The 9,303-nt window shown below is 44.5% G+C and carries 9 protein-coding genes, 1 rRNA gene and 1 riboswitch; all 10 genes read right to left on the bottom strand.

The window, feature by feature from the left end:
* Positions 1–177: 177 nt before the first annotated feature.
* The 10 genes from purF to rrf all read right to left on the bottom strand — a co-directional run bounded on the left by purF (position 178) and on the right by rrf (position 9,296).
* Entirely contained in the window at positions 178–1,551 is a 1,374-nt protein-coding gene (gene purF, locus ACFSCZ_RS16050) for an amidophosphoribosyltransferase (RefSeq protein WP_380775276.1), read from the bottom strand.
* 20 nt (positions 1,552–1,571) lie between these two features.
* On the bottom strand, positions 1,572–3,797 hold the full coding sequence (gene purL, locus ACFSCZ_RS16055) for a phosphoribosylformylglycinamidine synthase subunit PurL (protein WP_380775278.1): 2,226 nt from the start codon (positions 3,795–3,797) through the stop codon (positions 1,572–1,574).
* The gene (gene purQ / locus ACFSCZ_RS16060; protein ID WP_380775281.1) at positions 3,781–4,467 is read right to left on the bottom strand and encodes a phosphoribosylformylglycinamidine synthase subunit PurQ; all 687 of its coding nucleotides are present in this window, start codon (positions 4,465–4,467) and stop codon (positions 3,781–3,783) included. Before purQ ends, purL begins: the two co-directional genes overlap by 17 nt.
* On the bottom strand, positions 4,464–4,718 hold the full coding sequence (gene purS / locus ACFSCZ_RS16065; protein ID WP_380775283.1) for a phosphoribosylformylglycinamidine synthase subunit PurS: 255 nt from the start codon (positions 4,716–4,718) through the stop codon (positions 4,464–4,466). Before purS ends, purQ begins: the two co-directional genes overlap by 4 nt.
* Before the next feature lie 16 nt (positions 4,719–4,734).
* Entirely contained in the window at positions 4,735–6,030 is a 1,296-nt protein-coding gene (purB, locus tag ACFSCZ_RS16070; protein WP_380775285.1) for an adenylosuccinate lyase, read from the bottom strand.
* A 24-nt stretch (positions 6,031–6,054) separates the two neighbouring features.
* A complete protein-coding gene (purK, locus tag ACFSCZ_RS16075) occupies positions 6,055–7,182 on the bottom strand; it encodes a 5-(carboxyamino)imidazole ribonucleotide synthase (protein WP_380775287.1) in 1,128 nt (375 codons plus the stop codon).
* Positions 7,169–7,657 (bottom strand): 5-(carboxyamino)imidazole ribonucleotide mutase, encoded by a 489-nt coding sequence (gene purE, locus ACFSCZ_RS16080; RefSeq protein WP_380775289.1) that lies wholly within the window; start codon positions 7,655–7,657, stop codon positions 7,169–7,171. The genes purK and purE overlap by 14 nt, the downstream gene beginning before the upstream one ends.
* A gap of 103 nt (positions 7,658–7,760) precedes the next feature.
* Positions 7,761–7,861: riboswitch (purine riboswitch) on the bottom strand.
* Between the two features lie 76 nt (positions 7,862–7,937).
* Positions 7,938–8,129, bottom strand: coding sequence for an NETI motif-containing protein (locus ACFSCZ_RS16085; protein WP_380775291.1), 192 nt, complete (start codon positions 8,127–8,129; stop codon positions 7,938–7,940).
* A complete protein-coding gene (locus ACFSCZ_RS16090; RefSeq protein ID WP_380775293.1) occupies positions 8,126–8,668 on the bottom strand; it encodes a DUF2179 domain-containing protein in 543 nt (180 codons plus the stop codon). The genes ACFSCZ_RS16085 and ACFSCZ_RS16090 overlap by 4 nt, the downstream gene beginning before the upstream one ends.
* A 512-nt stretch (positions 8,669–9,180) precedes the next feature.
* Positions 9,181–9,296: ribosomal RNA gene (gene rrf / locus ACFSCZ_RS16095) — 5S ribosomal RNA — on the bottom strand.
* Positions 9,297–9,303: the final 7 nt, after the last annotated feature.

Consider the following 9,303-nt stretch of genomic DNA (forward strand, 5'->3'; position numbering starts at 1 on the left):
CTACAATCTTAGTCGGTACGACGCTATCTTCGGGCTCGTCTTATGCTTGTCGGGCAGAAATCAAAAGTTGCCTTCACTTGGTTTTTTCCTCCGAAAGACAGGAGGCCCCGGTGCCACTGGACGCGGCGTTTGTCGGCGGCCAGCAGTTGTCCCCTGATTCAACGTCCAATACACTTCTTACTTCATTTCTTTTTCATACGGCAACGGAGTATCCGGGTAGATTTCCGTCGGATATTTTCCTGTGAAGCAAGCCATGCATTGCCCGCAATTTTCACCAAGTCCTTTTTGGCCAATGGCCTTCAGCATTCCTTCCACACTAAGGAAAGTGAGCGAATCCGCACCAATGATTTCCCGCATTTCTTCCACACTGTGGTTCGCTGCAATCAATTCTTCATGTGTGGAAACATCTATTCCATAAAAACAAGGATTGGTCATCGGCGGAGAGCTGATGCAAACGTGTACTTCTGTTGCACCGGCTTCCTTCAGCATCCTGACGATCCGCTTGCTGGTTGTTCCGCGAACAATCGAGTCATCCACCATAATGACCCGCTTGCCTTCCACTACTTTCCGTACAGGGGACAGTTTCATTTTTACCCCTTGTTCCCGGAGCTCCTGGGTAGGTTTAATAAACGTTCTTCCAACATATCGGTTCTTAATTAAGCCCAGCTCATATGGAATGCCCGCCTGCTCCGCATATCCGATCGCTGCAGAAATACTGGAATCCGGCACACCTGTGACGACATCGCCTTCCACATTCGCTTCCAGAGCCAGCTGCTTGCCAAGGTTTTTCCTTGCAGTATGAACATTCACACCGTTAATATCGCTGTCCGGCCTGGAGAAATATATATATTCCATCGTACACATGGCATGGGATCCTGATAGTGAGAAACGATCTTCATGTATCCCTTCATTGTTGATGATAATCAATTCCCCCGGTTCCACATCACGGATATATTCTGCACCAATCAGATCATATGCATTTGTTTCCGAAGCTACACAATAAGCATCTCCGACTTTTCCGATGGAAAGGGGACGCAGCCCGTTTGGATCCTGAGCGATGATCAGCTCGTTTTCTGTCAGCATGATTAAAGCATAAGCACCTTTAACCATGGAAAGGGCGTTTTTCACTTTATCTTTGGTCGCAAGATAACCGCTTCTTTTAATCAAATGAGCCAATACTTCCGTATCCGTATTGGTTTGGAATATACTTCCCTGCATTTCCAGCTGATGTCTCAAATCATTGGCATTGATTAAATTTCCTGTGTGTGACAGCGCAAGGCTTCCACTTGATGAATGGAAGAGAAGCGGCTGAATGTTTTCTATACCGCTCTTCCCACCGTAGCGGACATGTCCAATTGCGCCAAATCCCTTCAGACTGTCCAACTTCTTCTCATCAAACACATCGTTGACCAGCCCTTCGCCCTTTATTCCTTTTAACCGTTCTCCATCTGTTACGACAATACCCGCGCCTTCCTGCCCTCTGTGCTGCAGGCTGTGCAAACCATAGTATGTCATACTAGCTGCTTTAGGATGTCCCCATATTCCAAACACAGTGCATACCTCATTTATGCTTATTTATTCAACAGGGACGGGATCGCTCCCTTCCAGACTTTTTCCATTTCCCCGCTGTTGGATTTAATTAGTAGTTCCTTGTTCTCATTTACAATAACCAGTTCTCCATCGTCTGTGACTTCACCAATCTTTGCTGCATCTTTTACCGACTCTTCAAATGCTTCCTGATGTTCTTTTTTCACTGAAAGGATAAAACGTGATTGTGTTTCAGAAAACAATGCTGTTGTTTTATCACCTGCCAGCGTTACTTCGGCCCCAAGGCCGTTTGTACCAAACAGGCATTCCGCCAAGGCTACGGCTGCCCCGCCTTCAGACACATCATGAGCAGAAGAAACAAGTCCTTTGCGAATGGCTGACAGGATTTGCTGCTGACGCTCAGCTTCCACTGTTAAGTCAATTTCAGGAGCTTTCCCTGAAATATCCCCTTGGATAAGTTTCTGTAGTTCACTTCCGCCAAATTCAGGCTTCGTTTCCCCAACCATATAGATGACATCGCCGGCTTCTTTAAAATATTGTGTTGTTGTATGGTCGAGATTTGGGATAAGGCCAACCATTCCAATAATCGGAGTCGGATAAATCGCTTTTCCGCCTTTTTCATTATATAAAGATACATTTCCTCCGATGACCGGGCTTCCCAGCGCTTCACATGCTGCACTGATCCCTTTTGCAGACTCTTCCATCTGCCAAAAGATTTCCGGCTTGTCGGGACTGCCAAAATTGAGGCCATCAGTAATCGCAAGCGGCTCCGCACCAGAGCAGACCACGTTCCGTGCCGCTTCTGCCACTGCAATTTTACCGCCTGTTTCAGGGTCCAAATAAATATAGCGGGAGTTGCAATCTGTCGTAATGGCAATCCCTTTGTGGGTGCCCGGGATTCTGACTACGGCTGCATCCGAACCGGGCGTGACAATTGTATTTGAGCCCACCTGGTAATCAAATTGCTGGTAAACCCACTCTTTACTCGCAATCGTCGGTTGCTGTAAGAGCTGCAATAATGTTTCCTGATAGTCTGTAACCTTAGGTATTTTAGTTTCCATTTCCTGATATTCACGGAAATATACGGGTACTTCGGATGGTTTATGGTAAACAGGGGCATCTTCTGCCAAAGCGTCCGCCGGAACTTCGGCAACAACCTGTCCTTTATGTGTTAAGCGAAGCATTTGATCATCTGTTACCTTACCGATGGCTACAGCTTCCAAATCATATTTGGCAAATAAATTAATAATTTCTTGCTCGCGCCCTTTTTTAATAACAATGAGCATGCGTTCCTGAGACTCCGACAGCATCATTTCATAGGCACTCATATTCTCTTCGCGCTGCGGAACTAAATCCAAGTTCATTTCCACTCCGAATCCAGCCTTACTTGCCATTTCGGCGGAAGAGCTGGTCAATCCGGCAGCACCCATGTCTTGGATTCCGACTAAAGCATCTGATTTTACAAGTTCCAGGCAGGCATCCATTAACTGCTTTTCCGTAAAAGGATCCCCCGCCTGTACAGCTGCACGATCTTCGTCTTCTTCCTCAGAAAGTTCCGCAGAGGAAAAGGTTGCACCGTGAATGCCGTCCCGGCCGGTTGGAGCACCTACATACATCACAGTATTGCCAACGCCTTTTGCTTGTCCTTTTTGCATATCTTCGTGGTCCAGCAATCCAACAACCATTGCGTTTACAAGCGGATTGCTTTCATAGGAAGGGTCAAACTGGATTTCTCCTCCTACAGTCGGAACACCCAGCGCATTCCCGTAGTCTGCAATACCCGCTACTGCCTGTTCCAGAAGATAACGCACCCGGGGTGAATCCAACTCGCCAAAACGGAGAGAATTCAGCGCAGCGATCGGCCGTGCGCCCATTGAAAAAACATCACGTACGATACCGCCGACACCCGTAGCAGCACCTTCATAAGGTTCCACAGCTGATGGAGAGTTATGGCTCTCAATTTTAAAAACAACCGCTTGGTTATCACCAATATCTACTATACCTGCACCTTCTCCAGGCCCTTGTAAAACTTGCTTACCTTCTGTGGGGAACTTTTTCAGCACGGGTTTGGAACTTTTATAGCTGCAATGCTCGGACCACATAACGGAGAAAAGACCGGTTTCCGTATAGTTAGGTGATCTTCCAAGCATGTTCTCTGCCATTTCAAACTCCTCATCTGACAGTCCCATTTCCCGATAGATTTTTTGTTCTTTAATCTCGGATGGATTGGGCTCAAGCGTTTGTGACATGTATTTCCCTCCAGTTGTTAGCGATTGATTCGAATAATTTGGTACCGTCTGTGCTGCCCAAAAGTTGATCGGAAGCTCTTTCCGGATGCGGCATTAAGCCCATGACATTCCCTTTTTCATTTGTAATGCCAGCAATGTTTCCAGCGCTTCCGTTCGGATTTTCAGATGCATAAGTGAAGATAATTTGATTGTTTTCCTGAAGGTTCTTAAGTTCCTCTTTACTGCAATAAAAGTTTCCATACATATGTGCAATTGGAATGGTCAGGATTTCTCCATGTTCATAAAGTGAAGTATACACCGTATCATTATTGAGCACTTGCAGTTTAACTGGTTTGCAGACGAACTTTAACTGCTCATTTTTTAGCAGCGTTCCTGTAAGGAGGCCTGCTTCCTGAAGTATTTGAAAACCGTTCCCTATGCCCAGCACGAGCTTTCCGGCTTCGGCTGCCTTCCTGATTTCACTCATGACCGGCTGTCTTTTTGCAATGGCACCCGCTCGAACGGCATCGCCGTATGACGCACCTCCAGCCAGCACGATGACATCGTACCCGCTGAGGTCTCTCGCATCATGCCGAACAAAATCAGCTTTTACACCAGAGATTCTTTGAATGGCTTCATACACATCAGATTCACATGTTGTGCCAGGAAAGACGACAATGGCAATGTTCACTTCGCAGCCGCCTCCTCGATTTCAAACCGGTAATCTTCAACCTCTGTATTCACCAACAAGTTTTTGCACATGTCGTGAACTGCCTCTTCCACGTTCTTGCTTGTGTCACCGATGGTCAGTTCAATATATTTTCCTACACGTACCTGTTCCACTTCAGGATAGTCGGAGTTTTTGAATTCTTTTGTAGCCGCGGCTCCTGCCGGGTCAATGACACTCTCTTTTAATGTTACATATACCTTCACTTTATACATCTTCATGTCCCCTTTCTTAGTTCAATCCAAGACGTTCATAAATGGCATCAACATGTTTCAAATGGTAACGGGGGTCAAAGCATGCCTCAATTTCATTCTGAGACAACATCTGTTGAACAGTTTCATCCTCATGCATCAGCTTTTTGAATGACACCTGTTTTTCCCAAGCTTCCATGGCCTTCGGCTGTACTGTATCGTATGCTTCTTCACGTGATAACCCTTTATCTATTAACGCAAGCAATACTTGTTGAGAGAAAATGAGTCCAAGTGTTTTATCCATATTCTTACTCATATTTTCGGGATAAACCGTCAAATTTTTCACGACATTTCCAAAACGGCTTAACATATAGTTTAGCCCGATAGTTGCATCCGGTAATATAATTCTTTCAGCTGATGAGTGGGAAATATCACGTTCGTGCCACAAAGGGACATTATCATAAGCAGTCACCATATAGCCTCGAATGACTCGCGCCATTCCGGCCATGTTTTCCGAAGCAATCGGATTACGCTTATGTGGCATGGCAGATGATCCTTTTTGCCCTTTTGCAAAAAACTCTTCTACTTCTCTTGTTTCGCTTTTTTGCAAGCCGCGTATTTCTACCGCAAATTTTTCAATTGATGTGGCAATGAGTGCCAATACACTCATATAATGGGCATGTCTGTCTCGCTGCAGCGTCTGAGTGGAAAGAGGAGCCGGCTGCAGGCCTAATTTCTCACATACATACTTTTCAACAAACGGATCAATGTTTGCATAGGTACCAACTGCACCGGAGATTTTGCCAAACTCAATTTCTTCCGCAGCCCGGTTAAATCTCTCCAGATTCCGTTTCATTTCCTCGTACCACAAAGCCATTTTCAGTCCGAATGTTGTTGGCTCGGCATGGACACCGTGTGTCCTGCCCATCATGACAGTGTCTTTGTGCTCTATCGCTTTGTCACGCAGTATGTCTATGAAGTTTTCAAGATCTTTTCTAATAATGGAATTTGCTTGTTTTAAAAGATAGGAAAGAGCTGTATCCACAACATCCGTAGATGTGAGTCCGTAATGGACCCATTTTCGTTCTTCGCCAAGTGTTTCGGAAACCGCCCGAGTAAAAGCGACCACATCATGCCTTGTTTCTTCTTCGATTTCTTTAATCCGGCGAATATCAAAGCCGGCTTTTTCCCGAATCTTCTTAACGTCTTCTTTAGGAATCTCTCCCAACTCGGCCCAGGCTTCACAAGCTAAAATTTCTACTTCCAGCCAAGCCTGATAACGGTTTTCTTCCTTCCATACAGCTCCCATTTCCGGCCTCGTATACCGTTCAATCATTTGTAAGAACCCTCTCTTTATTTTCTATTTCCAGATCTCATGATCACGTATATCTTCAAGAGTTTTTGCCATATCGTCTGTAAGAATGGTCAGATGTCCCATCTTCCGGTTTAGTTTAGCTTCTGACTTTCCATAAAAATGAACATTCCAATTGGGCTGGTTTGGCATCTGTTGAATAACCCCTTTTACATGCTGGCCGAGTATATTGACCATCAGTGCTTGCTGAAGCAGCTTCGTTTTTAAAAGCGGATAGCCGCAAATGGCGCGGATATGCTGGCCAAACTGTGAAATGTTACAGGCTTCAATACTATAATGCCCTGAATTGTGCGGACGAGGCGCCAACTCATTTACATATATTTTTTCATCTTTGGTTAAGAACATTTCAACCGCCAGCGTCCCTGCGAGATTTAAGTGAGCTGCTATTTTTTTTGCCAGCTCTTCTGCCTGTCTTACAACATTTTCTGATACTCTGGCTGGAACGATGGTTTCATGCAGGATGTTATTCACATGGATATTTTCGCCGATTGGAAAACACTCAAGCTCACCATCGATACTTCTTGTCATGACTACTGATATTTCTTTATCAAACGGTACCCATGCCTCAAGCACGCATGGTCCGTTTATCAGTAGGGCAGCTGCTTCTTCGGCATCAGTTTTCTCTTTTAGTACATATTGCCCTTTGCCGTCATAACCTCCGCGGGATGTTTTTAACACACAAGGAAAGCCGATCTCATCCAAATTTGCTTCCAGGTCTTCTTTGTGGCGGATGACCGCATAAGGGGCAACGTCCACCCCCGCAGCTGTCAAGGCCTGCTTTTCCAATATCCGATCCTGTGTAATTTTAATGAGTTCTGACCCTTGAGGCACATAAGCTTTTTCGCTCAGCCATTTGAGTGATCCATAATCTATATTTTCAAATTCATAGGTAATGACATCACTGACAGAAGCCAGTCGTAAAAGCGCGTCCCTATCATTATAAGGTGCAACGATTTCTTCATCGGCCACTTGTCCTGTTGGAGAATTGGCGGTAGGTTCAACGACTGCAATCCGATATCCGGCATGCTTGGCAGCCAGGGCTATCATGCGGCCCAACTGTCCTCCTCCGATAATTCCAATGGTGCTTCCGGGCTGAATAAATTTAGACAAGCTCATCACTGCTTCCTAACACTTTTTCTTTTAATTCTTCTCTTCTTTTAGAGAGCCTTTCATGAAGGTCACTGTTTTCCACAGCCAACATCTGTGCTGCAAGAAGTCCCGCATTGACTGCACCAGCCTTTCCGATTGCTACGGTTGCAACAGGAACACCGCCTGGCATTTGGACAATGGACAATAGTGAATCCATGCCTTTTAATGCTTTGGATTGGACTGGAACTCCAATTACAGGAACTAATGTCTTGGCCGCAACCATTCCCGGGAGATGAGCTGCGCCGCCGGCACCGGCGATAATCACCTGTAGACCTCTTTCCCTGGCAGATGCTGCATAGTCAAACATGAGATCTGGTGTCCTGTGAGCAGATACAACTTTCTTTTCATAAGGAACCTGCAGTTCATCCAATACATAGCAGGCATGTTTCATCGTTTCCCAGTCTGATGTACTGCCCATAATTACTCCAACTTCAGCCTTCATAAAAACAACCCTCCGTGCTTTTTTAATAATGAAAAAGCCGGATAAACCACTTTCTGAACAAGAAAGCAGATTATCCGGGAGTTACTGCATTAAGTATAAGATTCCCAAATCCTACTTTCCTCATAGTCCAATTATTTACGGTAATTGGGTAGAAACTGATGGGCCGTATTCCCATAATATACGAGGCTTTTGACATTTCAATCTTACCAATCCAATGTTTTGATGTCAATCAATAATCGAACAATAAAAGAAGTTGTTTTTGTAAACGTTCGGATTTAGGTCACTTTTTAACCCCTTCAAATATAATTTTTTGAGAGATCGGTTTATATTCAATTTTTCCTTTTTTCTTTTCCTCCATGAACACCGGCTTTTCAATCCGCCGGACCGGGGTATAGCCTTCCTGTTCCATTCTGGCCAAACAGTCCTGTATGTTTTCGTTTTCCTTGACAGTGAACTTCTTTTTGGAGCTCATTGAGGCTGTTTTCCTTTCTTGACAGATTTCACCCAGAATCCCCCGTAAATGGTCTTAGGTTCATAGGCAATAATAAATGCTTTGGGATCGAGCTCTTTAATCACTTGATAAAGTTTCAATTCATACTTTCTTGCTGTCAGTACTTGAAGAGCCATCCGGTCTCCCTCAAGTCCCTGCGCAGCCCAGCTCGTTACCCCATAACCCTTTTCCCGCAGCTGCTTTGGCAAATCGCGGTCATATTCTTTCGTAATAACATTAACTGTGATATAACCAAGTGCCAATTTCTCTTCGATCTTCGAACCGATAATAACCCCAATCCCATACCCCAAGGCATAGGCAATCAAGTTTTGGATCTCATTTAAATTGTCAAGGACCAGACCAAGCCCTACCACATAAATGAGTACCTCGACCACACTAAGCCCTGCTGCAAGATACCGGTAGCCTTTCAGCGTTAGTATCATCCGTATTGTAAAAAATGTTACATATACAATATTAATTACCAAAATAATAACAACCATAACCAATCCATTTTCTAACATTCACTTCACCCCTTAATTTACCTGTTCACTCTAAGTCCTCGTGTTAAACACAAAAAACACAACCGTACACCAGGTTGCTTCTTCCCTTTTATGATCCTTCCCGTATGTATTGTCATATCACTGTCTTTATATCACTCGCCTTTTTATAAATAAAAGTACGGCAATTCTTATTATAGCAAAGGTTGCGGCGGGAGTATGCAGTTTTCAGCCTGGAAACAAATCCTGCGCAACTATACAGCTTCCAATCATATGATGATCATTTTTTAACCAAAGGGCAATCTCATGGAAAGCATTATTTTTTTAGGACAGAAGAACATCGGTGTTAATAAAATGAATTTTGGGACTTTAATATGCGTCCTTAAGGTTGATCATCTTTTATTGAGTTGAAGGGAATATTTTGCGGAGTATTTTATATATCACATTGCTTTTTACATAGCAGTGCTGATTAGGTAACAAATGTTAAAAAACCTGAGCAAAAAAAAACATGGAGCACTCACTCCATGTTTTTTTTTGCCTGGCAGCGTCCTGCTCTCACAAGGGGAATCCCCTCACTACCATCGGCGCTGAAGAGCTTAACTTCCGTGTTCGGGATGGGAACGGGTGTGACCTCTTCGCTATCGCCGCCAGACTATGTC

The organism is Siminovitchia sediminis (genome assembly GCF_042680885.1).
GTDB classification, from domain to species: Bacteria; Bacillota; Bacilli; order Bacillales; family Bacillaceae_C; genus Siminovitchia; species Siminovitchia sediminis.